At 68.4% G+C, this 23,162-nt stretch carries 15 protein-coding genes and 3 pseudogenes; 9 read left to right on the forward strand and 9 right to left on the reverse strand.

The window, feature by feature from the left end; all coding sequences use genetic code 11:
• Positions 1-343 precede the first annotated feature (343 nt).
• Positions 344-970 (reverse strand): annotated as a pseudogene (locus OG972_RS39045) (class I SAM-dependent methyltransferase); the annotation flags it as partial.
• Positions 971-1,133: 163 nt separating this feature from the next.
• Positions 1,134-2,495 carry an FAD-dependent oxidoreductase gene (locus tag OG972_RS39050; RefSeq protein WP_266989650.1) on the reverse strand — a complete coding sequence of 454 codons (1,362 nt, stop codon included), beginning with the start codon at positions 2,493-2,495 and terminating at the stop codon, positions 1,134-1,136.
• Positions 2,496-2,986: 491 nt separating this feature from the next.
• On the opposite strand from OG972_RS39050, the gene OG972_RS39055 reads away from it, so the two are divergent.
• Entirely contained in the window at positions 2,987-3,508 is a 522-nt protein-coding gene (locus OG972_RS39055; RefSeq protein ID WP_266989652.1) for a GNAT family N-acetyltransferase, read from the forward strand.
• A gap of 120 nt (positions 3,509-3,628) precedes the next feature.
• Here OG972_RS39055 and grpE read toward each other — a convergent pair whose 3' ends face one another.
• From grpE to OG972_RS39085, 6 genes are all read right to left on the reverse strand, one after another.
• Positions 3,629-4,282 carry a nucleotide exchange factor GrpE gene (grpE, locus tag OG972_RS39060; protein WP_266989654.1) on the reverse strand — a complete coding sequence of 218 codons (654 nt, stop codon included), beginning with the start codon at positions 4,280-4,282 and terminating at the stop codon, positions 3,629-3,631.
• The gene (gene dnaK, locus OG972_RS39065) at positions 4,282-6,135 is read right to left on the reverse strand and encodes a molecular chaperone DnaK (RefSeq protein WP_266989656.1); all 1,854 of its coding nucleotides are present in this window, start codon (positions 6,133-6,135) and stop codon (positions 4,282-4,284) included. The genes grpE and dnaK overlap by 1 nt, the downstream gene beginning before the upstream one ends.
• A 429-nt stretch (positions 6,136-6,564) precedes the next feature.
• Positions 6,565-8,637 carry a SpoIIE family protein phosphatase gene (locus OG972_RS39070; RefSeq protein ID WP_266991003.1) on the reverse strand — a complete coding sequence of 691 codons (2,073 nt, stop codon included), beginning with the start codon at positions 8,635-8,637 and terminating at the stop codon, positions 6,565-6,567.
• 433 nt (positions 8,638-9,070) lie between these two features.
• Complete coding sequence (locus OG972_RS39075) at positions 9,071-9,412, reverse strand: diadenosine tetraphosphate hydrolase (protein WP_266989658.1); 342 nt, start codon at positions 9,410-9,412, stop codon at positions 9,071-9,073.
• A gap of 549 nt (positions 9,413-9,961) precedes the next feature.
• Complete coding sequence (locus OG972_RS39080) at positions 9,962-11,173, reverse strand: RNA polymerase sigma factor (RefSeq protein WP_266989660.1); 1,212 nt, start codon at positions 11,171-11,173, stop codon at positions 9,962-9,964.
• Complete coding sequence (locus OG972_RS39085; RefSeq protein ID WP_266989662.1) at positions 11,170-11,541, reverse strand: YciI family protein; 372 nt, start codon at positions 11,539-11,541, stop codon at positions 11,170-11,172. Before OG972_RS39085 ends, OG972_RS39080 begins: the two co-directional genes overlap by 4 nt.
• 257 nt (positions 11,542-11,798) lie before the next feature.
• Between OG972_RS39085 and OG972_RS39090 the strand changes: the two genes are divergently transcribed.
• The 6 genes and pseudogenes from OG972_RS39090 (at position 11,799) to OG972_RS39115 (ending at position 19,102) form a co-directional block, all read left to right on the forward strand.
• Complete coding sequence (locus OG972_RS39090) at positions 11,799-13,292, forward strand: MFS transporter (RefSeq protein ID WP_266989664.1); 1,494 nt, start codon at positions 11,799-11,801, stop codon at positions 13,290-13,292.
• A 59-nt stretch (positions 13,293-13,351) separates the two neighbouring features.
• Positions 13,352-13,504, forward strand: a pseudogene (locus tag OG972_RS39095) (AAA family ATPase); the annotation flags it as partial.
• A 490-nt stretch (positions 13,505-13,994) separates the two neighbouring features.
• Entirely contained in the window at positions 13,995-16,151 is a 2,157-nt protein-coding gene (locus OG972_RS39100; RefSeq protein WP_266989666.1) for a SpoIIE family protein phosphatase, read from the forward strand.
• Positions 16,152-17,138: 987 nt separating this feature from the next.
• The gene (locus OG972_RS39105) at positions 17,139-17,813 is read left to right on the forward strand and encodes a hypothetical protein (protein WP_266989668.1); all 675 of its coding nucleotides are present in this window, start codon (positions 17,139-17,141) and stop codon (positions 17,811-17,813) included.
• A 290-nt stretch (positions 17,814-18,103) separates the two neighbouring features.
• Positions 18,104-18,427 (forward strand): hypothetical protein, encoded by a 324-nt coding sequence (locus tag OG972_RS39110; protein ID WP_323135932.1) that lies wholly within the window; start codon positions 18,104-18,106, stop codon positions 18,425-18,427.
• Between the two features lie 498 nt (positions 18,428-18,925).
• Positions 18,926-19,102, forward strand: coding sequence for a hypothetical protein (locus OG972_RS39115; RefSeq protein WP_266989670.1), 177 nt, complete (start codon positions 18,926-18,928; stop codon positions 19,100-19,102).
• Between the two features lie 667 nt (positions 19,103-19,769).
• On the opposite strand, the gene OG972_RS39120 is transcribed toward OG972_RS39115, so the two are convergent.
• Positions 19,770-20,330, reverse strand: coding sequence for a GNAT family N-acetyltransferase (locus tag OG972_RS39120; protein WP_266989672.1), 561 nt, complete (start codon positions 20,328-20,330; stop codon positions 19,770-19,772).
• 499 nt (positions 20,331-20,829) lie between these two features.
• Between OG972_RS39120 and OG972_RS39125 the strand changes: the two are divergent.
• Both OG972_RS39125 and tnpB read left to right on the forward strand, forming a co-directional pair.
• Positions 20,830-21,361 (forward strand): annotated as a pseudogene (locus tag OG972_RS39125) (IS607 family transposase).
• Positions 21,358-22,815, forward strand: a complete 1,458-nt coding sequence (gene tnpB, locus OG972_RS39130) for an IS607 family element RNA-guided endonuclease TnpB (RefSeq protein WP_266989674.1) — start codon at positions 21,358-21,360, stop codon at positions 22,813-22,815. Before OG972_RS39125 ends, tnpB begins: the two are co-directional and overlap by 4 nt.
• Positions 22,816-23,162: the final 347 nt, after the last annotated feature.

The raw sequence follows: 23,162 nt of genomic DNA on the forward strand, positions 1-23,162 counted from the left end.
CTGTCACAGCCGCGGACCGGCAGGGCTCTTGCGGTGATTCGGACAACCGTGGACCTGGGCAGCGGACAGCGGCTCGGGTTTCCCGGGAAGGGCCATGCCACACCTTCGCAGAAGGCGGGTTGAGCGATAGGGGCGGCCCATCCGACTCACCACGCAGGTCATCGTCTCAGGTCCTCGTCGACGCTTCACTCGACATGGTGCCGTCCGCCCACGTCCTTCGGCGCGCCGGAGGGCCACCGCCATTCCGACGGCCGAGCGGACGAGCACCCTCATCGGTCCCCCGCGCCCCGGGCCACCGTCTCTGCGCGGACCAGCATCCGTCGATCATCCCCGTGCGTGAGAGGCGCACGCAGTGCAGGAAGAGGTGCGGCTCGGGTACCGCCTCAGGGTGGGACGGGGTGAACACACTGTTCTGCTCCCACTCGACGGCCAGGCCTGCCCCGGTCACCACCGAGGTGAACTCATCCGCGCCGAAGCTGGTCACGTGCACCTTCTGGCCCATGAATACAGCGCCGACATCCTCCACATCCAGCGGCACCGTCGCCACGACCAGGTGCCCTCCGTGCCTCAGCGACCGCCCGAGCCGGTGCAGCAGCCGCGACTGTTCGGCCCGTGACATCTGCAGGAGCGAGAAGTACACACAGACAGCGTCGAAACTCTCGTCCTCCAGCACCAGTTCACGGATGTCGGCGCACTGGAAGGTCGCCCCGGGCACCTGATGGGCCGCGAGGTCCACCATTACCGGCGAGACATCGACCCCCAACACGTCATGACCGGCGTCGGCCAGGCTCTGTGCGGTCGGCCGGCCCGTTCCGCTGCCTACGTCCAGGATCCGGCTGTGCGGGGCGAGTCGGGTCAGTAGGCGTTGCAGCGAGGCCCGGTGCGCCGCCGAGCCGGCGAAGGCTCGCTCGTAGTCGGCACCGAGAGCGTCGAACACCGTCGCGGCCGTGGGGCGGAGCTGGTCATCCATCGAGGCGTTCCCTCCGAGGGCGGGCGAACGGTTCCCCGGAATCGTTGCACCGTTCACGACAACCTTCAACGCGCCCAGGCCGGCCCGCCCGCACAGCACTCTGCGCAACGCGCTGCGCCGCCGGTGGTCCCGCCGAGAGGCCACCGACGGCGCAGCCGTACGGTCAGGCGCCGGATGCCTCCAGCATGGCGCCGCGCTCCACGACCTTGATGCGTTCACGGCCCTGTTCCGCACCGAGAGCCTGCTCGTGAGCGTCCAGGCGGTGCCAGCCTTCACGCGTGGTGTAGCGGACACCGCGCGCCTTGAGGAAGGCGACGACCGCGTCCGGATCAGGCTGCGTCGGGGCCGGCAGCAGGCCCGCGGCCCGGTCCTCCAGCAGACAGGCGACCGTTTCGTTGGCGTCGCCCTTGGTGTGGCCGATCAGGCCGATCGGTCCCCGCTTGATCCACCCGGTGACGTACACCGAGGGCATCGGCTCCGCACCCTCGACAACCCGTCCGGCGACATGAGGGACCGTGCCGGAGGTGGGGTCGAACGGAAGCTTCGGCAGTTCATCCGAGTAGTACCCGACCGCTCGGTAGACGCTCTGGACATCCCAGTCGGTGAATCGTCCCGTGCCGCGGACGTTGCCGGTGCCGTCCAGCTCCGTCCGCTCCGTCCGCAGGCCGACCACGCTGCCGTCGTCCCCGAGAACCTCGACCGGGGACTCGAAGAAGTGCAGGAACAGCTTGTGGGGCCGGTCGCCCACGTCCCGGATGGCCCAGTTCTCCAGGGTGGAGGCGACCATGTTCGCCTGCTTGTTTCCCCGCCGGGTCTCGACCGATCCCGCGTCGTACTCGATGTCCTCGGGGTTGACGATGACCTCGATGTTGGGGGAGTGGTCCAGCTCCCGCAGCTCCATCGGGGAGAACTTGGCCTGCGCCGGACCGCGCCGCCCGAAGACGTGCACCTCCAGCGCCTTGTTCGCCTTGAGGCCTTCGTACACGTTCGCCGGGATCTCCGTGGACAGCAGCTCGTCCGCGGTCTTGGCGAGCATGCGCGCCACGTCCAGGGCCACATTGCCCACCCCGAGAACGGCGACCTTCTCGGCCGTCAGCGGCCAGGTGCGCGGCACCTCGGGGTGCCCGTCGTACCAGGAGACGAAGTCGGCCGCACCGTAGGAGCCGTCGAGGTCGATCCCCGGTATGTCGAGGGGGCGGTCCGCTTCGGCGCCGGTGGAGAAGATCACCGCGTCGTAGAAGGAGCGCAATTCGTCGAGGCCGATGTCATGGGGGTAGTCGACGTTGCCGAACAGCCGCAGCTGCGGCTTGTCCAGTACCTGGTGCAGCGCGGTGACGATGCCCTTGATCCGGGGGTGGTCAGGGGCCACTCCGTAGCGGATCAGGCCGAAGGGGGCGGGCATGCGCTCGAACAGGTCGATCGATACACCCGGGTCCAGTGCGCACTCGGATTTCAGCAGCGCGTCGGCTGCGTAGATACCGGCGGGGCCGGCTCCGACAATGGCGACGCGGACAGGGCGTGTCATGGGGTTGTTGTTCCTTCGTTCCATGGGGCGGTTGAACGCGGGCAGAGAGCAATGGAAGTAAGGCTTGGCTTAGTACTCTCCACCGCACACGCTATGTCCTGCCCCCACCGGCCCTCCGACCGGGGGGTCATCCGGGAGGTGACAACCCCGCTTGCCCGCCTCCGCGCCGACCGCTCGGCAGAGCCCGACATGCAGCCCGGTGTTCCCGAGCGACCACGGACGCACCTGCGGAAGTCACTTGTTCCATGGGGTCTTCCGTCGCGACGGTCGACCGCCCGGCCGGTGGCGACGCCGCGTACCGATGCAGGCCGGACGTTGAACAGCCACATTCGGGTTCTGTCCCTGAACCGCCCACGCACACCGGGTGGTCGCTTCCGTGAGGGGTCTGCCGCCAGGCCGAGCAGCTGATCCACGGGACCCGGCGTTGCCCTCCACCCGGTCGCTCCAGCAGGATGAGTGGGAATGGATCATGCCGGAGCGAAGGGGAACGCATGGCTGACCAGTGGGTGAGGCTCGAACTCGATCTGACGACATGCCCTGTGCAACGCTTCGAACCGTATCTGGAGGCGTGTCGCGTAGCCGGTATCCGATTGACCACGCTGGCAGCGTTGGGCGACACCCCGGACCATCGCCGCATGCTCTATGAGCTGAACAAGGAGTGTTCCGCCGACATCCCGGACAGGGGTGAGTTCTACACATTCGACGAATACGTCCAGCAGCGGATCGAGGTCCCGTCCTATGACCCACGCGGCATTGTGATCGCTCTGGACGGCGACACATGGATGGGGATGTCCGCGTCGTCGAAACACAGCGGTTTCGTCTTCAACGAGATGACGGGTGTGAGAGCCGGCTATCGCGGCCGTGGCATCTCCGTCGCGATGAAGGCGTTCGGTCTGAGCTTCGCGGAGCTGTGTGGCGTAACTACGGTCCGCACTTTCCATCACCCCGCGAACGCGAATGCCATCGCCATGAACCGGACGATGGGCTACGTCGACGCGGAGTGGGAGCTATGACCGGGGTCGGACAGTTCGGCAGCCGGTGAGTGTTCCTTGCCGCCGACAGCGGCAGCCGTCGGCTCACCACCGGTACGCCGGTCACGTGCTGCGGTGCGGCCGCTTGTGACCCGCCGTCGGTCAGCGGGGCGGGGGTGGGCTCAGGGCCGGCCGTTCGGCTACGGCCACCTGTGCCGCGCGCATCAGGTGTGCGCCGACCCGGTAGCCGGGGCGCAGCACCTCGATGCGGGTCGCGCCGGTGGTGCCGGAGGCGGTGGTGGAGGTGAGGGCTTCGTGGATGTGGGGGTCGAATGGTTCGCCTGCCTCGCCCACGCTGTGCAGGCCCAGCGCAGCGAGGTGGGACTCCAGAATCCCGGCGACCTGGTGGAAGCCACCGGTGACGTCGCCCTGGGCGCGGGCCCGGTCGATGGCGTCCAGGACGGGCAGCAGCCCGGCGAGGACATTGGCGACGGCCGCCTCCCGGATCGCGAGGCGGTCCCTCTGCACACGTTTGCGGTAGTTGTCGTACTCCGCCTTGACCCGCTGCAGGTCCGCGGTGCGCTCGGCCAGGTCCGCCTCCAGCTGCCGGATGCGTTCCTCGGGGCCGGACGGACTGTGGGCGGCGCGGCTGCCGGCAATCGGCGGGCCGGCCGTCGCCGCCGTGTGCGCCGACGGTGTGGCCTCCTGACCTTCAGGTCGGCGGGGCCGGAGAGCGACGGGATCGATGCTCCTGCGGTCGCGGATGACCACGGGGGGTGGGAGATCCGGACGCGGGGGCTGGGCCGGCTGCTTCATCACGTGCCTCCCTTCGCGGTGTCGTCGTCCACGATCTCCGCGTCCACGACGTCCTCCTCGCCGCCCTGTCCGGCGCCGGCAGCAGGACCGGGGGGCTGATCCGTCCGGGCCTGCGAGTAGAGGGCGGTGCCGATCTTCTGAGTAGCGGTGGCTGCTCGTTCCACGGCGGAGCGAAGGGCGGCGGTGTCGTCGCCCTTGAGTTTCTCCTTGACGTCGGCCAGCGCGTTCTCGACGTCCGTCTTGACGTCCGCGGGGATCTTGTCGGCGTTCTCGGCCAGGAGCTTCTCGGTGGTGTACACGAGGTGTTCGGCGCTGTTACGGGTGTCGGCGGCCTCCTTCTGGCGGCGGTCCTCCTCCGCGTGGGCCTCGGCATCGCGCATCATCCGCTCGATGTCGTCCTTGGGCAGCGCGGAACCACCGGTGATGGTCATCTTCTGTTCCCTGCCGGTGCCGAGGTCCTTCGCGCCGACGTGCATGATGCCGTTGGCATCGATGTCGAAGGTGACCTCGATCTGCGGGAGGCCGCGTGGGGCCGGGGGCAGGCCGGTCAGGTCGAACACGCCGAGCTTCTTGTTGTAGGCCGCGATCTCGCGTTCGCCCTGGTAGGCCTGGATCTGGACGGACGGCTGGTTGTCCTCGGCCGTGGTGAAGATCTCCGAGCGTTTGGTCGGGATCGTGGTGTTGCGTTCGATCAGTTTGGTCATGATGCCGCCCTTGGTCTCGATACCCAGGGACAGCGGGGTGACGTCCAGCAGCAGGACGTCCTTGACCTCGCCCTTCAGGACACCGGCTTGCAGGGCTGCGCCGATCGCGACGACCTCGTCCGGGTTCACACCCTTGTGCGGGTCCTTGCCCGTCAGCTCCTCCACCAGTCCCGTGACGGCGGGCATCCGGGTGGAGCCGCCGACCAGAATGACGTGGTCGATGCCGGAGACCTTGATCCCCGCGTCCTTCACGGCCTGATGGAACGGGTTCTTGCAGCGCTCCAGGAGGTCCGCGGTGAGCTGCTGGAACTGGGCACGCGTGAGCTTCTCGTCGAGGTGCAGCGGGCCCTCGGCGGAGGCGCTGATGTAGGGAAGATTAAGGGTCGTCTCGGTTGCCGCGGACAGTTCGATCTTCGCCTTCTCCGAGGCCTCGCGCAGCCTCTGAACGGCCATTTTGTCCTTGCCGAGGTCGACCCCGTAGTTGTTCTTGAACTGTTTCACCAGGTGGTCGACGATCCTCTGGTCCCAGTCGTCGCCGCCCAGGTGGGTGTCGCCGTTGGTGGACTTCACCTCTACGACGCCCTCGCCGATGTCCAGGAGGGACACGTCGAACGTGCCACCGCCGAGGTCGAAGACGAGGATCGTCTGTTCGCTCTCCTTGTCCAGGCCGTACGCCAGGGCCGCAGCGGTCGGTTCGTTCACGATCCGCAGTACCGTCAGACCGGCGATCTCCCCGGCCTCCTTCGTGGCGGTGCGCTGCGAGTCGTTGAAGTACGCGGGCACCGTGACCACGGCGTCGCTCACGTCCTCACCCAGATAGGCCTCCGCATCGCGCTTGAGCTTCTGCAGGACCCGCGCGGAGATCTCCTGCGCGGTGTAGCGCTTCCCGTCCACGCTGCCGGAGTCCGGGAACCGCCAGGCCGCCTCACCCATGTGCCGCTTCACCGACCGGGCGGTGCGCTCCACGTTGGTCACCGCCTGCCTCTTGGCGACCTCGCCGACCAGCACGTTGCCGCCCTTGGCGAATGCCACAACGGACGGGGTTGTCCGGGCGCCCTCGGCGTTCGGGATCACAGCGGGTTCGCCGCCCTCCAGAACGCTGACGACAGAGTTCGTCGTACCGAGGTCGATACCGATCGAGCGTGCCATGATCCCGCTCCTTCTCATGCTTCCCGCCGGGCAGGTGCCAGGGCTGCTCCGCGGCACCTGGGGCGCGGCGTCCGGGCCCGGCGAATCGCGGTCGGCAACCGCACCGGCCGGTTCGGCCTCGAACGTGCCTTTCACCCTCAGATTCCGGGATACGTCGACTGCCCGCCGCTGTCAACGCGGCCCTGCGCAGAAGCTTCAAAACAACGCCATCTGACCGTGAGCGCGGAGACCGAGTGGGGCCTCAGACCGCACTCGCCGCGTCCGAAGGGGAGCCCCTCATGACCTCCATGTTGCGTTGATGACCCGACCGACCGAGACCGACCCTGCCCCCCGACGGCGGCCTGATGACCCTCGACATCGGAGGCGGGCACGGCGCCCGCGTCGGCCACCTGTCGCCGTACGGTTCCGTCAGGACGCCGCGCCGTGGCTTCATGGCTCGTGTCCGGACTGCATATGCCGGGTCCGGGCGATGAGCAGGGCTACGTCGTCGTGGTCGTCCCGGTGGCGCAGCGCGCCCAGCAGGAGGTCGCAGGTCTCTTCCAGAGGACGGCGGGGGTTGCTGAGCAGGTCGGTGAGTGCCTGGAGGCGGGCATCGATGTCCTGGTCGCGGGTCTCGACCAGCCCGTCGGTGTAGAGGACCAGTTCGTCGCTGATACCCAGATGGAACTCGATCGTCTCGAAGGGAACGCCGCCGACACCCAGAGGGGCTCCGGTGGGCAGGTCGAGCAATTCCGGCACCTGACCCGGCCGGGTCAGCACGGGAGGCAGATGGCCGGCAGTGGCCATGCGGCAACGCAGGAGGTGCGGGTCGTAGACGGCGAAGACGCAGGTGGCCATGGCGCCGTCCAGACCCACGGCGATGTCGTCGAGCTGAGTGAGGACAGCATCGGGTTCCAGCCCGAGTGCGGCGAGGGTGCGAGCGGCGATGCGCAGCTGGCCCATGGTCGCGGCCGCGTTGATGCCGCTGCCCATCACATCGCCGACCACCAGCGCGGTCTGCTCACCGGGCAGCGGGATGACGTCGAACCAGTCCCCGCCGGCCTCGTCGGCCGCCGCAGCGGGCTGGTACCGGTAGGCGATCTCCAGCCCGGGCCTGGAGGCGGGCTCGGAGGGCAGCAGGTGGCGCTGCAGGGTGAGCACGGCGCGGCGTTGACGCTGGTACCAGCGGGCGTTGTCGATGGATACCGCCGCGCGGGCGGCGAGTTCGACAGCGAGGACTTGGTCGTCGTGGTCGAAGGGCTGCTGATTGCGGGCGCGTTTGAGGTCCAGCACGCCGAGGACCTCACCGCGGGCGATCAGCGGCACCGCGAGGTAGGAGTGCAGGCCCGCCTCCTTCAGCAGGGTGGCGGCCTCCGCGTCGCGGGCGATGCGGACAAGGTCGCTCTCCCGCACGCGGGACACCAGGACGGGGCGGGCGGATCTCGCGCTCTGGGTGACCAGCCGGGTGGCGTCGTAACTCGCCAGCTCGCCGACCGGGTCGGCGGCCCGGATTGCCGGCGTGGGGTAGGCGGTCTTCACCGCGAGCGCACGGAACGACGCCGTGTCGCCGTCGTCGTGGGGTTGCGTGCCCCCCAGTACGGAGTCGAGGACGTCGACGGCGACTATGTCGGCGAACTCCGGAACGACGATGTCGGCCAGCTCCCGGGCGGTGACCTCGAGGTCGAAGGAGGTGCCGATCCGCGCGGACGCGTCGGCGATCAAGGCCAGGCGCCGCCGGGTCCGGACGGCGGCGGCAGCTGCCTGCAGCTGCTCGGTGACGTCCACGACCGAGGTGGCCAGTCCGATCACCTGCCCGGACGCGTCCTCCAGCCGGTAGAACGACACACGCCAGGCGTGCTCCGTGTCGGGGTCGGCCGCGGTGCGGCCGGTGGTGAACTGGTTCAGCCGAGGTACGCCGTCCGCAAGCACGCGCCGCATCGCCGATTCGGTGGCGTCGGCGTCCAGGAACGACAGCACCTCGCCGACGCGTCGGCCCAGGTGCTGCTCGGCGGGCAGGCCGTTGATGCGCTCCAGCGCCGGGTTGACCAGCACGTACCGCAGGTCGGTGTCCATGACCGCAAGGCCCATCGGGGATTGCGACACCAATCGCATGGACAAGGCCAGATCACGCTCCACCCGTTGCAGCGTGGAGTGGTCGGAAGCAATGCCCAGTGCGTAGAGGTGGCCGTGCTCGTCCTCGAGACGCATGTTGCGGAATTCGGCCAGTCGGGTGCTGCCGTCCTTGTGGCGCACCGGGAATACCCCGGCCCAGGCCCCGCAGCCCGCCATCACCTGCGCGAACAGGGACATCACCTGCTCCCGATGCTGTTCCTCGATGAGCAGGTAGATCGCGCTGCGGCCCAGTGCCTCCCCGGCGGTGTAGCCGAACAGTTCCTCGGCCTGCGGGCTCCACAGAGCGATCCGGCCCTCGGCGTTCAGGACCACCGCGGCCACACCCAGCACATCGAGCAGCCCGCCCGGAGCGGCCGAAGGATCAGCCGCCCCCGGCGCAGCGTCGCCCAGCAGGCCGTCGGCCTCAGTCACGGCCGGACCCTCCTTCCCCTCAGAGGTCCATCACGCCGCCCGCGCGAACCGCCTCGCCGCCCTGGCTCCCGTGCATAGCTTTCAGTGTGTCCATCGTCCACCTACCGGCTGGCACCGGCAGATCCGAGCCCGGATTCGGGGCCGTCGCCCGTAGGGGGTGTTGCCGGGGCGTCGGACCGCGATGGACGGCCTCCTGACGCCATCGATCCACCGGCATCGACGGCTGTACGGAACCGCCCGTACTGCGATCAGCCGGTGACGCTCGTCGCTCTCCTTGCGACACAGGAAGCCGCCCACCCCACGATCACCAACCGCGTCACCGACATCACCGCGCTGAGGCGACTCCCATGGGCATCGCCTGACCTCACCGATCACCGGGTTCGCCGATGTGACGGCCGGAGGGCCCACATCTTCAGGCCATCGAGCGCAACTCGTCCAGTTCGCTGCCGATCGCATCCCGCAACACATCGTGCTGCGGACCGAGCCTGAACTGCTCGTCGTGCCACCGGTCACGCGGATAGAGCCACACCGGCGCACCCACCAGATCGGCCGGTTCCCACTCGAACCGTGGCCAGACATGCGCATGCAAGAAGGGGTCCGTGTTTTCCAGGATCTCCAGATTGACCCGCCGGAAGGCAGGGCCAAACTGAACGTCGCCGATCACTCCGAAACCCGACTCCAGCCGCCGCAGTACCGTCGGGTTCTCGCCACGAAGAGCGGCCCCGATCCGATCCGTACGCCATTCACCAGTCATGGCCGAAACCTACCCAGAGGTGATCAAGGATCGCTCTCCGTTCCCCACCCTCCTCACACACTTCAAGGACCAAGCAAGTGAGGCGAGCAGCGACCCCGGCCGTATTCAAGGCTCTGACCGGGAGGTGCGTGCCATCGCCGGGCTGTTCCTGCGATGGCTTCACCCGTGGCCGAGGTCGATCTGTACGCGGCGATGTGTCGTGACGCCCGGTCCCGCCGGTCGAACCGGGCTCTCCAGCGGAAGTGCGGTGTCGGGTTTCTGGCGATGCAGTAAGCGTTGTCGTCGGCGGCAACGCAAGCTGTCCAGGTGACCAAGCCGGAAGCTGAGGAGGACAGCTGACGGCCGCCAGGTATCGGACAGGCGGGCAAGAGCTGCAGCGATGACTGTCCATCGCCGCCAACAGCTCCTGAGCCGCCGTCATCCCGGGGACACCGTCCTCAGCCGGCAGCTCCGTCGTTCACCGCCCACTTCCGACGACTTCGTGAGCTTCCTTCTGCACCTCCATGCGCGGGAGCTGCGTGTGACCCAGGGGAGGGATTGGGGCAGAATCTATGCTCTTACCCGGCTGGCCCGGGATTCCAGGTAGCGTTGCTCGGCGATGCTGGCGGTGGACTTCGCGGCGCGCCGGTAGTGCTCGTACGCCCCGGCCGTGTCGCCGGTCTTTTCCAGCAGATGCGCCCGTACGGACAGCAGCCGGTGGTGCCCGGCCATCCGCTCGTCCCTGTCCAATGTGGACAGCAGGGCCAGCCCGGCCGGCGGGCCCTCGGTCTCGGCGAGCGCGATTGCCCGGTTGAGGGTGACCATCGGGTTGGGCGCGATCCGTTCCAGGATCAGGTAAAGGGTGTGCACCTGCGGCCAGTTGGTCTCCTCGGTCGTGGCCGCGTCGGCGTGCGTGGCGGCGATGGCGGCCTGCAGCTGGTAAGGCCCCAGCGCCGGGCCGGCCAGCGACGCCTTGACCAGCTCGGTGCCCTCGTCGATCAGCGTGCGATCCCACTTGGTACGGTCCTGCTCGTCCAGCGGCACCAGGTCGCCCGCCGCGGTCGTACGTGCCGGCCGGCGGGCGTGGGTCAGCAGCATCAGCGCGAGCAGCCCGGTCACCTCGCCGTCCTCGGGCAGCTGCGTGTGCACCATCCTGGCCAGCCGGATCGCCTCGTGCGCGAGGTCGGCGCGGTGCAGCTCACTGCCCGAGGAGGCGGTGTAGCCCTCGTTGAAGATCAGATAGAGCACGTGCAGGACGACCCGTAGCCGCTCCTCGCGCTCCGCGCCGTCCGGCAGACTGAACGAGCTGCCGGCGGCCTTGATGCGCTGCTTGGCCCGGCTGATCCTGGCCGCCATCGTGGCCTCCGGCACCAGGAATGCGCGGGCGATCTCGGCAGTGGTCAGGCCGCCGACCGCCCGCAGCGTCAGGGCGGTCTGGGAGGCCGCGGTCAGCGTCGGATGGCAGCACAGGAGCAGCAGGACGAGCGTGTCGTCGGTGTCCGGTACGTCCTCGGGCACCACCTCGGTGGCCGTCGCCGACTCCCGCTCACGGCGCGCGTGGTCACTGCGCATCTGGTCGATGAGCCGCCGGGACGCGACAGTCACCAGCCAGCCGCGCGGGTTGTTCGGCACTCCCTCGGCCGGCCACTGCACGGTGGCGGCGAGGACGGCCTCCTGTACGGCGTCCTCGCACCCTTCGAACTGGCCGTGTCGACGTACCAATGCGCCAAGGACCTGCGGCGTGAGCTCACGCAGCAGGTCCTCGATGGGTCGTGCTGTCATGCCTCCAATTGTCCGTCAGCGAACATCACCTGCCGCACCTCGACCCCGAGACCCTCGATCGTCGTGTCCGGGATCTGCGATGCCAGTTCGATCGCCCGCTCCTTGTTCTCGCAGTCGATCAGGTAGAAGCCGCCCAGATACTCCTTGGACTCCAGGAAAGGTCCGTCGGTCACCACCGGCTGGCCGTTGCGTACGGACACCACAGCGGCCTGTGACGGATCGACCAGCGCCTGCGTGGTGATCAGCTCGCCGGACTTCTTCAGCGCCTCGATGAACCTGCCGTGGCCGTTGCCGATCGCCGCCTTCTCCTCGTCGGTCAGGGCGTCCAGCACGGCCGGGTTGATATGCAGGCTGATCAGGAACTTCATCTTGTACTCCTCGTGGTTTGCGGGCCCCGGCTGGGCCCTTCGACCGGTTGGTCGGAGCCGTCGCCGTCGTCTTGACATCCCCCGCCCGAACGTTCGCATGAGTTTTTCGCCGTCGCATCGCCCGGACCGCGAGGTCGTCATTTCTGGTGACGCCCCACCGTGGCAGACGCGAGAGATTTCCTTCCGTACCGATGTCAAGAAGCTCTCGACCGCTCCGACCAACCGGCGAAACGTCGAGAGAACAGGGAGTTTCGGATATGCGAGTCAACCGGGCGTGGCTGGGACTGGTCGTCCTCATGCTGCCGACATTGCTCGTCGCGATGGACATGACGGCGTTGCTCCTCGCGCTCCCACGGCTGAGCGCCGACCTGGGTGCCACCAACGTCGAGCAGCTGTGGATCAGTGACAGCTACGGATTCATGGTGGCCGGCATGGTCATCACGATGGGTACGCTCGGCGACCGGATCGGCCGTCGACGGCTGCTGATGATCGGCGGAGCGGCGTTCGCGGTGCTGTCGGTCGTGGCAGCCTTCGCGGCCGACCCGCTGACACTGATCGTCGCGCGTGCGCTGCTGGGCGTCGCCGGCGCGACCCTGGCGCCGTCCACACTTGCCTTGATCACCAACATGTTCCGCGACGAACGGCAGCGCGGGCAGGCCATCGCGATCTGGGCGACCTGCCAGTTCACCGGCGGCGCGCTCGGACCCGTACTCGCCGGATTCCTGCTCCAGCACTTCTGGTGGGGATCGGTGTTCCTGGTTGCTGTACCGGCGATGGCGTTGTTGCTGCTCACCGGGCCGGTCCTACTGCCGGAGTACCGCAGCGACCGGGCCAGCCGGCTGGACCTGGCCAGCGTCGGTCTTTCGCTCGTGGCAGTACTTTTGATGGTCTACGGCATCAAGCAGTTGACCGTCGAGAGCGAGCCGGCCGGTTCGGCGGTGGCCCTCGTCGTCGGCGCAGCCATCGGATTCCTGTTCGTACGCCGACAACTGCGGCTGGAGACGCCGCTGCTTGACCTGCGACTGCTCCGCAACCGCCCGTTCACGGCCGTACTCGTCGCGCTGGTCTTCGCCGGCATCGCCATGGCCGGTACGGGCCTGCTGGTGACCCAGTACCTGCAGAGCGTGCTGGGCTACTCGCCGTTCGCGTCGGCGGTGCTGTTCGCTCCCATGGGCCTGGGCGTGGCGGTCGGCACCATGGCCGCGCCGGCGCTGGGCCGGCGGATGAAGCAGACGACCGCGATCGCCGGCGGGCTGGTGGGGTCGGCGCTGGGCAGCCTGCTGCTGGTCGGCGTCGACGGTGCGAGCGCCCTGCCGCTGGTGATGATCGGCATCGCCGTACTGGCGCTGGGCACCGGCCCGCTGTTCGCGCTGGGCACCGGGCTGGTCGTCGGGTCCGTACCGCCGGAGCGCGCCGGCTCGGCGGCGTCGATGTCGGAGACCGGCAACTACTTCGGCGGTTCTCTCGGCTTCGCGCTGCTCGGTGTGGTGGCCGCAGTGGTCTACCGCAGCCGGATGGACGGCACATCCGACTCGCTGGCCGGCGCGGTCGCCGCCACCGAGCGCCTGCCCGCCGGCCAGGGCGCGGAACTGCTGCACACCGCGCGGGAGGCGTTCACCACCAGCCTGCACGTGACGGGCGTCGTCGCCGCGGTCATCTTTGCCGGGCTGGCCGTACTGATCCTGACCATGCGCCCGGCAACCCGGACCACCCCGGCCGCACTCCCCGCCTACGAGGCGACTCGCTCATAGAATCCTGCCGACAGATCTCGCCCTCCCGGCGCAGCCGCGCGTCGCCCAGGAGTCTTTCGGGCGGCTGGACCACGACCTTCACTGACCCCCGTCCCCGTGCCGCCATCGTCGACCGCCTCACCTCCAACGGCACCATCGTCGATTCCGGCGCCGACGCCCACCGCCTCTCCGGTACCCGGGCACGAGCAGAAGAGCCCTCTGCGGACGGCTGAGAGGGTCCTGGGGGCCTGCGTGCTCGGGATACGACCGTCCGTGATGTGCCGACATCGAATGCCCCTACGACATGGCGAGCGTATTGTCCATATATGTGCGACGTTCGGTTCGGCTGGTGCGACATGCCATCGCCGGCACCGGCAGGTCGTGGCCGACGTTCTTGCCATCCGGTACATCGGCAGGTGGCCTGGCGGGCCCGGCGCCGTCGGAGGGAGGGCGCAGAGGCTCGGCAGGCGATGCTGCTCGTCGGTGCGGAGCAGCTGGAACGGGTACAGGCCCCTGCGCAGCAGGTGAGTGGCCTTCCCCCAGCGGGAGACTGCCACTGCGCTGCTGTGCCGGGGATACCTGGACCGACCGGGCTCCTGGTACGCGGGGCAGTCCAGGCCGACGGGCGGGCCGGGGTCGGCCGGTCAAGGACCGCCGCCGGCCTCGGCATCAGAGCTGAAGCCGCCCGGAATCACTACGGGCGCGTGAGGGGACCCCGGCCCGGTGTCGCCGAGGGAGGGTGAGAGCGTGCGGGAGGCGGCGTTCACCCCCGCAGCGGGTTCAGGCCTGGAGTTGCTGGACCCCGCTCTGATCCGGGTCGTGCATGAGACCGGTGCGTCTGTGGGCGTGATGTACCTGCTGCCGTCGGGCGAGACGGTACTGCGGATGGCATTGCTGACGGGGGTTCCGCCGCAGATCGTCGCACCATGGGCACAGGTGGCGCTGACAGCCCCGATTCCGGTGGCCGAGGCCGTACGCGAGCGACGCGTGGTGTGGGTCGGTAGCCGTGAAGAGATGGCACGCCGCTACCCGAGGCCCGCGCTCGTGGTGCCCTACCACTTTGCGGCAGCCGCAGCCCCGATCACCACAGGCGACACCGATCGGGGCGGGCTGGTGCTGCTCTGGCCCGGTTCGCATCCGCCGCAGCTGTCCGAGCACGAGCGTCATGCGATCGACGTCTTCTGCCGCCACACCGGGCTGCTCCTGCAGCGGGCCGCCGACAGCGACCACCCGGTGCTGCCCGGATCCGAGCCGCGGGTGCTGTCGGCGTACCGCTCCTACACTCCGTGTCCGGGCGAGGCAATGGCCGCGGTCGACTTTGCCGAGCGCTTGCCCGGGGGCTGCTGCGCGCTGGACCTGGAAGGCCGGATCTCCTTCATCACCACTGCCGCTGCAGAACTGGTCGGAGCGGACATCCCCGACCTGCTGGGCGCGCTCCTCTCGGAAGCGCTGCCCTGGCTGGATGACCCAGTCTTCGAAGACTGTTACCGATCTGCGGTGGTCAGCCGCCAAATCACGTCCTTCACCGCCCGGCGCCCGCCGGATCGCTGGTTGTCCTTCCAGCTCCATCCGGATGCCTCCGGTATCAGTGTCCGTATCACTCCCGCCCCCACGGGCCATGCCGAGGACACTCCAGAGGCGCAGTGCATCACGTCGCCAGCTACGCCAAGCCGGGCAGGGGAGGCCTACCACCTGCTGCACCTGGCCGCCACGCTCACCGAAGCCGTCGGCGTGCAGGACGTGGTCGACCGGGTCCCCCGCCAGATCATGCCCGCCTTCGGTATCCAGGCCCTCGCCCTGATGACCGCGGAGGAAGGCCGCTTGCGGATCGTCGGCCACCGCGGCTACACCACCGAACTCATGGACCGCTTCGACGCCGCCCCCCTGACCTCACACACCCCCGCCGCGCGCGTCCTGGCCACCGGCGTTCCTGCCTTCTTCGCCACCTTCGCGGACCTGAAACGCGCCTACCCCCCCGCCGTCCTCCAGGACGACATGGCTGCCTGGGCGTTCCTGCCCCTCACTGCCTCCGGCCGCACCATCGGCTCGATGGTGCTCGCCTACGACCGGCCCCACCCCTTCGCCACAGAAGAACGCGCCATCCTCACCTCGATCGCCGGGCTGATCGCCCAAGCCCTGGAACGCGCCCGCCTCTACGACGCCCAATACCAACTCGCCCACAGCCTGCAGGCCGCGCTGCTGCCCCACGCCCTGCCCCAGATCCCCGGCCTGGAGCTGGCCGCCCGCTATCTCCCGACCACCCACGGCGTGGACATCGGCGGCGACTTCTACGACCTCATCCGCCTCGACGAAACGAACGCCGCCGCCGCCATCGGCGACGTCCAAGGCCACAACGTCAATGCCGCCGCCCTCATGGGCCAGGTCCGAACCGCAGTCCACGCCACTGCCGGCGTATCCCCCGGCGAAGTCCTCGCCCACACCAACCACCTGCTCATCGACCTCGACCCGGGCCTCTTCACCAGCTGCCTCTACATCCACCTCGACCTGGCACACCACCGTGCCCGCCTGTCCACCGCCGGCCACCCTCCACCGCTCCTGCGTCACCCCGACGGATACACCGAAGTCCTCGACCTGCCGCCCGGTCTCGTGCTCGGCATCGATCCGACCGCCGACTACACGACCACCGAGATCGCCTTGCCTCCCGGCACCGTGCTTGCTCTCTATACCGACGGACTCGTCGAAGCCCCCGGCATGGACATCGAGGACGCCATCGCCGGCCTCGCCGAGCATCTCGCACGAGCCCCGGGCGAGACGGCGGAGACCCTCGCCGACAACCTCGTCCACTACGCCACGCAGGGCGCACCCCGCAACGACGACATCGCCCTGCTCGTCATCAACGTGCAACGGACCGGCGGATAACACGAAACAGCGCACAGCGCCCCGCGCGAGGGGCCGCCCTCGAATGCTTCACCTTGTTCATCGCGCGCTCGACGGTGTTGCGCTTCTTGTACCGCGCTTTGTCGGAGCCCCGTGGGCGTCCGCCACCCGACCCCTTACGCAGACGGGCGGCCCGGCTGTCGGTCTTCTCGGGGATGGTGTGCCGGATGCCACGGCGTCGCAGGTACTCGCGGCAGGGTCCGTTGCTTCAGGTCTTGTCCGTCGCGAGGCTGTCCGGCTTCGACCGGCTTCCGTGGCGAAGTACATCCGTTCCGTTCAAGCAGCGCCGTCATCCAGTTCGACCACGCCACCTTGTCGGCGGACCTCACCGAACGTCGACGGCCCTGACACCATCGGCGTGGTATCAGGGCCGTCCCGCGGGTCCGGCGTGGGGCACCGGATTACTGCAGTTATCTAGCACATTGCAGCAGAGGGGATGTAAGGGACACGCGGGCTCGAAGCGACGTGACCCCTTACGAGCGATGGATTCACCAGGCGCTTGGCCGATGGCCCGGCTGAGCTGCCTCTTCGTTCCGGGCCAGTGACTGTTTCGATCGACGGCCTGGGCCATGGTGGCGATCGCAGGACGTCCATGGCATGCCGACGCCGCCCTGGTCCGCGAGAGGGGTGTGGTCGGTCGTTGTGGCGGTCGGGGTGGTGGGGTGGGTGCCGGTGACTGGTGTTCAGGGCGGTGGGGTGAGGTTTTTCGGTGTGCGGGGCCGGGCGACATGCTGCCGACAGGGTGATCGGGCGTCATCAAGTCGCCCAGAAGGCCTAATCGTGTGCCAAATAAGCTTACTTTCACATGTATTGACGGAGTGTCATGTGCCGATCGATGGGCGGTGCGGGGCGCGCGTACACCCGGTCGGCCCCCTGGTGATACGTCCGAGATGCCAGCTAAAGGCGCCATAAGTACGTTCGTCACAGGCCGGTTGCCCGGCCGACCCTCAGAGACAAGGGAGAAGTGACATGAAGACGCGTACCGTCGCCATGACCGCTGCCGTAGCAGGCGCAGCGGTTCTGGCTACTACCGGCATTACGTATGCCTCGGCTACCGGGTCCGCCCCGGCAGTTCAGCAGGCTGCTCCGGCTGTTGCTCCGCTGGCTGACGGCGGGAACGGGAACGGGAACGGGAACGGGAACGGGAACGGGAACGGGAGGGGGAACGACGGCGGCAACGGTGGCGGCAACGAGGGCGGCTACGGTGGCGGCAACGGTGGCGGCAACGGTGGCGGCAACGAGCGTGGCGGCAACGGTGGAAAGGGGAACGAGGGCGGCTACGGCGGCGGCGGCGGCGGCGGTGGCTACGGCGGCGGCAACAACCGTGGTGGCTATGGCCACAAGGAGGAGGGCCGGATCTTCATCAACGAGCGGTCGTACTCGGCTCGCGGTGAGGATGGCTGCATCACGGTGGTGAGCGGTCTGGGTGCCCGGAGCTTCAACGTCCGTAACGACAGCCGTCGGACCGTTGAGTTCTTCCGTGGGGCGACCTGCGACAACGGTTCCCCGGTTGCGACGGTCGGTCCCTGGAGCACCAGCAACGGTGTCTTCACCCGTCAGCACATCCGTGGCGGCGTGTTCGTCAAAAACGGTGTCGTGGGCAGCTTCCGGGTGGTCCGGGACCACTTCGACAAGGAGTGGTAAAGGGCCACTGCGGCCAGTGGTAAATATCCTCCGCAGCACACGGAAACTCCGGCCCGTCGGAATCGGGCCGGGGTTTCCGGCATGCGGGGGTACCCCTCGGCACACACCCGGAACCGCACAGCCACACCTACGCCCACAACACGCATGGTGCCGGCAGGCGGCAGCGTCGCGTCGTAGTCATCGTGACGTGGCATCGGACACCAGGCGCTGGACTGTGACGGTTCCGGCCGGCCGCTCTGTGCCAGGCGCACCTGTCACGGGAGGAAGCGGAGACCGTCTGCGGCTGGACGGTGCTCGCGCCCCTGTCTCTCGACGAGGAGATCTGGTTGCCCATCAACTCCGGCTACACGGATTCGACCATGGTCGTCGGCGCTCCGCAGGCGCTGGCAATAGCGGAGAAGCTGGCGGCAGCTGTCGACCTGCCAGCCGAGACCCCGGCGATGTGCGACAACCTCGACCTGACCGCGTGGTTCATGGACGGAGCGGCGAAGGAACTGGCCGCCGTTCGACCGGGACCGTGGGGCGATGACCTGGACACAGCCTTCTACGTCGCACTGTTCCTGCGCGCTGCCCAGCATCCGATCCGGCGTGGCTGCCCCATCGTCTACACCTGATATTTGTCCTCGGTCCCGCTGGTCTCCTGACGCATATCTCTCACAGCAACGTGATGACGGAAGTTGAGTCAGGACGATGAAGGGCTACCAGGGCCGCTACGCGCTTTCCACGAAGCTCCGGAGCGGGCTGATCGAGGCGTCGGCAGCGATTCCTGCCGCTTACGACCTGGTGCACGAGCAAAAGGGGACTCTGCGGTCGACTGAACAGGTCCTGGGGACTCTGCGGGCTCGGGCTGTGACCGCCTGTGACGTGCCCACATCGGGGCGGAGGTGCCTGGGCAGGCCGGACGAACAGCCGCAGCCCCGAGCACCACAGGCGATACCGATCGGGGCGGGCTGGTGCTGCTCCGGCCCGGCTCGCATCCGCCGTAGCTGTCCCAGCGCGATGGCCCGCCTGGCCGCTGCCACCTACGCCGCCGCTGTCTGTAGGCGGTCGCCACTGCCGCTTCACTACCGGTAGAGGAGACAAGCGAAGCCTCAAAAGGGTACAAATGTCGTATGAGTGAGAAATCGGAAAATCTGCATGGCGTAGACGAGTGGGCCGACCGCATCCGGGACGCCTCGTCCGGGGCCGATGCCCAGGCTGTCCGCAAGGTCGTCAGCGACATTTACCGCGCGGCCCAGGATGAACTCGACAAGAAGCGGGCGCAGGCTGAGTACGAACGCGAGGAGTAGCCGTTCGAGCTCACTCCGTGTCCGGAGTTGAGTCGAGGGGACGTGCGACGTCCGGAACGGCAGGACCGGAGGTTGTCCGCCGTCGCCCGCCGGATCGATGCTGATCGTGAAGGTGCTGGTCATGGCGAAGACGGCGGTCTGCGCGGTGGCCAGGAAGGAGCCCTTCCTCTCGTCCGGCCCGGCCCACGCGCCGGTGTCGTGGTGCCGGTGAGATGGCGTTCAGTGCAGCGGTGCGCGTTCCACTGCCGGTGACCGGGCGACCGCGTTCACCGAGTTGTCGGTTGCTGCCGCTGCGAGGAGACCGAGATCCGGCTGCAGGGCGGTTACCCCGGGGCGCACGACAAACGACCCTGTCTTCGGCATCGTCGGCGCGAAGTGCTTGGCCGGCATGATCGGACCAGCAACCTTCGTGTGGACGGGCAGCAAGATTACCTCCGGGCTCGTCCCGGATCTGTGAATGAATCCGGAGGGGAGGGCCTCACTCTTCGGATGCTGTCACGATCTACGGGGGGCTTGTCGCTTCCCGGGCCTCGGTCGACTCCGTGAACCGGTCCCGCAGTCTTCGTATCCGCTGGGTGGCCAGTGCCGACATCCGATCAGGCCTTCCTCGCCCCAGGCTGTGCGACCATCTGCCGGCAACGCCTGCGTCCCGCATTGCGTCAGGAGTTCAAGACGCCTGCTTGCCGGCCTGCCATTCCGGCGCAAGGACCGACCAGATCTCCTCGTCGTGCCGCTTCCCCCGGTGAAGGTAGCTCTCCCGCAGTACACCGTCTTTGGTCATCCCGAGCCGCCTGGCCACAGCGATGCTGGCCTCATTCGCTGCCGAGACCCACCAGTCCACGCGGTGGATGCCCCGTTCCTCGATCGCCCAATCGATGATCACGCGCGCGGCCCGGGTCACCAGGCCCTTGCCTACCGCCGACGGCTCCAGCCAGCAGCCTGCCTCGGCCGTGCCCTGCTTGACGTCCATGGTCCGGAAGAGGACCGCGCCGACCAGTTTGTCGTCCGTCCAGATGCCGTAGAGCCGACCGGCGTCGGCCGCGGTCTTGTCTGCGTACGCCTGGAGGAACACCCGGCTCGACTCCAGGTCAGTGACGACGTCGGGTAGCGCGTTGTGCTGCCCGATGAACTCCCGTCCTCGGTCGATGTGGGCCAGGAACTCCTCGGCCCGCCACGGCTCGAGCGGGCGCACCTCGGCGCCGTCGTCGCCCAGGGATATCGCGTACATCGTCACCTTCCGCGGTCGGTATCAGCGCACACTGTGAAGGGATCTTCTCACGGGCCTCTGCGGTGGCGCGGCCTCGGCGGCCCGGTGTCCCAGGCCGGTCCGGGTGGCGAAACCTGTGCTCCTCTTCAGGAGCAGCGGCTCGGCCCACTCCCGCGGCTCGTCCGGCACGATCCGCGGCGACATGCCCACGGCCCATCAACGGACAACTCGCCTCCCAGTGGCAGTCGGCAAGGCCGCAGCCGCTTGATTGCGTGAGCGCCGCTTATGCATGGGTGGCCAGAGGTCCTGAAACTTCGTTGACCGCTGCGTGGGAGAGGACGGCCCAAGTGGCGCATGGCGGGAATGGGGAGGCGACGGCGATTTCCCCTCGGGAGCTGTTGGCGGACGCCGCTATGGCGGATATGGCCGTGTGGCTGGACACCGAGGGGGTGGGGGCGTACGCCGCCGTGGTGTCGGTGGGTGCGGGTGCGGGCTTTCCGAGTGGGCGGCACACAACGGCGTGCATTACCAGACCGCGTGGACCTGGGCGAAAGAGGGCCGTATGCCGGTCCCGGTCGTCCAGACGCCGTCGGGTGCATGGCTGGTGACCGAGCCCGCCCCGCAGGCCGCCGGGCGGGTCGTGGGGTACTGCCGTGTCTCGTCCGGTGACCGGAAAGCGGACCTGGAGCGTCAGGTCGCCCGAACCGTGCAGGGCGCAACGGCTCACGGTCGCTGACGTGGTGACGGAGGTCGGCTCCGGCTTGAACGGGTGCCGTCGCAAGCTGCATCGCCTGCTCGCCGACCCAGGCGTGGGGACGATCGTGATCGAGCATCGGGACCGCCTCGCCCGGTTCGGCGTCGAGCATCTCGAAGGAGCCCTCTCGGCCGCGGGACGACGCCTGGTCGTCCTCGACTCAGCCGAGACCGCCGACGACCTCGTACGAGACATCACCGGGGTCCTAACCTCGATGTGTGCCCGCCTGTACAGCCGCCGCTCCGCGAGGAATCGCGCCGCCCGGGCCGTCGCCGCCGGCGAAGAGGCGGCCGGGTGAAAAAGTTCAAGCCGCAACCGGGCTTCGTCGTGAAGGCACACAAGCTGGCGCTGGACCCGAATGCCACGGCCAACCGCCATCTGCACTCGCACGCAGGCGCCGCGCGGGCCGCGTACAACTGGGCAGTCGCGTACGTCACTGCCGTGTGGTGGCAGCGCAAGTCCGAGCAGTCATATGGCATCCCCGAGGATGAGCTGATCGAGTGGCGGTCGTGGTCGTTGCCTTCGCTGCGGAGGGCGTTCAACGAGGACAAGCGCACCAACCCGCGTTTCGTCGGCTGGTGGGAGGAGAACTCCAAGGAGGCGTACAACACCGGTCTTGCAGGTGCGTCGGCTGCGTTCGAAAACTACGCGAAGTCGAAGAGCGGTAAGCGCAAGGGTCCAAGGATGGGCATCCCCCGCTTCAAGTCGAAGCGGAAAGCGCGCCTTACCTGCCGGTTCACTACCGGAACGATCCGTATCGAGCCTGACGGACGACACGTCACCCTGCCTAGGATCGGCACCGTCCGCCTGCACGAGAACCGAGCTGACCTGCGGGCCGTGATCGACGCGGGGAACATGCGCATCCTGTCCGCGACCGCACGTCTCGACCGGGGCCGCTGGTTCGTGTCGCTCCAGGTCCAGGAGAAGCACGAGCTGGTCAAGGTTGCCCGCCCGGATGCAGCGGTCGGTATCGACCTCGGCATCAAGACCCTCGCGGTCCTCGCGGACAGCGAGGGTGTCCTTGGCGCAGAGCCCAACCCACGCCACCTCGACCGCGCGCAGAAGCAGCTGCGCCGCGCCAGCCGGGTTGTCTCACGTCGCCGCGGCCCAGACCGGCGCACCGGGCAGCAGGCCTCCCGCCGCTGGGAGAAGGCCAACCAGGCGCGGAATAAGATCCATCACCGGGTCGCGAACCTTCGCGAGGACACCCTCCACCAGATGACGACCCGCCTGGCCTGCGAGTACGGCACGATCGTCGTCGAATACGTGGGCGTCGCCGGAATGGGCCGCAACCGGCGCCTGTCCCGCCGTGTCGCGGACGCCGCGTTCGGCGAGATCCGACGCCAGCTCACCTACAAGACCCGCCGGCGTGGCACGCGACTCGTTGTCGCCGACCGCTGGTACCCCTTCTCGAAGACCTGCTCCCGCTGCGGTGCGGTGAAAATCAAACTGCCCCTCAGCATGCGCGTCTTCGAGTGCGACAACTGCGGCCTCGTCCTGGACCGGGACGCCAACGCCGGACACAACCTGGTCGCCCTCGCGGCCCGCACCACAGGTACCGGAGCGGCCGGAGACCTGGACCTCGCCAAGGCGAAGTCGAAGCCCCGTGGAGCCGACCGGAAGACCCGCGTCACCCGCCCGCGCCGCAAGGCCGGGACGGGGCGGGCGGATGGCGCGATCCCCGGCCCCCGGGCCGGGAAGGAAACGGGAGACCGTCAACAGGACACCAGGGCGCAACCCGCGCTCCGGTGAGACCGTTACGGACCATTCCGGCGGAAACGCCGGGATTGCTGAGATCACTTGATGATCAAAGCAACGGTGTGTTGGCTGTGGCGGGATGGTGATGGGCGGGGCGATGGGGCGCTGGGTGATGGTTGTTCAGGGTGGTGGTGGGGTGTGGTCTTTGGGTGTTGTGGGGGGTGGTGGGTTGGGGTGGGGTGCTGCCGAGAGGGTGAGGGGGTGGGTGCATGTCGCCCGGAAGGGCTAATCCTGTGCCAGGAGGGCTTACTTGCTTATTATTTGATGGTCCGTCAGGTAGTCGTGGAGTGGGTGGTGGGTGGGGTGCGTACACCCGGTCGGCCCTGTGGTGTCACGCCGTG

This window comes from Streptomyces sp. NBC_01669 (assembly GCF_026339735.1).
GTDB classification, from domain to species: domain Bacteria; phylum Actinomycetota; class Actinomycetes; order Streptomycetales; family Streptomycetaceae; genus Streptomyces; species Streptomyces yanii.

Coding starts and splice junctions, on each gene's coding strand:
- OG972_RS39120 (WP_266989672.1), bottom strand. CDS start 20,330: ATGTACGCGATATCCCTGGGCGACGACGGCGCCGAGGTGCGCCCGCTC.
- OG972_RS39105 (WP_266989668.1), top strand. CDS start 17,139: ATGAAGACGCGTACCGTCGCCATGACCGCTGCCGTAGCAGGCGCAGCG.
- dnaK (WP_266989656.1), bottom strand. CDS start 6,135: ATGGCACGCTCGATCGGTATCGACCTCGGTACGACGAACTCTGTCGTC.
- OG972_RS39075 (WP_266989658.1), bottom strand. CDS start 9,412: ATGACTGGTGAATGGCGTACGGATCGGATCGGGGCCGCTCTTCGTGGC.
- OG972_RS39085 (WP_266989662.1), bottom strand. CDS start 11,541: ATGAAGTTCCTGATCAGCCTGCATATCAACCCGGCCGTGCTGGACGCC.
- grpE (WP_266989654.1), bottom strand. CDS start 4,282: ATGAAGCAGCCGGCCCAGCCCCCGCGTCCGGATCTCCCACCCCCCGTG.
- OG972_RS39080 (WP_266989660.1), bottom strand. CDS start 11,173: ATGACAGCACGACCCATCGAGGACCTGCTGCGTGAGCTCACGCCGCAG.
- OG972_RS39050 (WP_266989650.1), bottom strand. CDS start 2,495: ATGACACGCCCTGTCCGCGTCGCCATTGTCGGAGCCGGCCCCGCCGGT.
- OG972_RS39115 (WP_266989670.1), top strand. CDS start 18,926: ATGAGTGAGAAATCGGAAAATCTGCATGGCGTAGACGAGTGGGCCGAC.
- OG972_RS39055 (WP_266989652.1), top strand. CDS start 2,987: ATGGCTGACCAGTGGGTGAGGCTCGAACTCGATCTGACGACATGCCCT.
- OG972_RS39090 (WP_266989664.1), top strand. CDS start 11,799: ATGCGAGTCAACCGGGCGTGGCTGGGACTGGTCGTCCTCATGCTGCCG.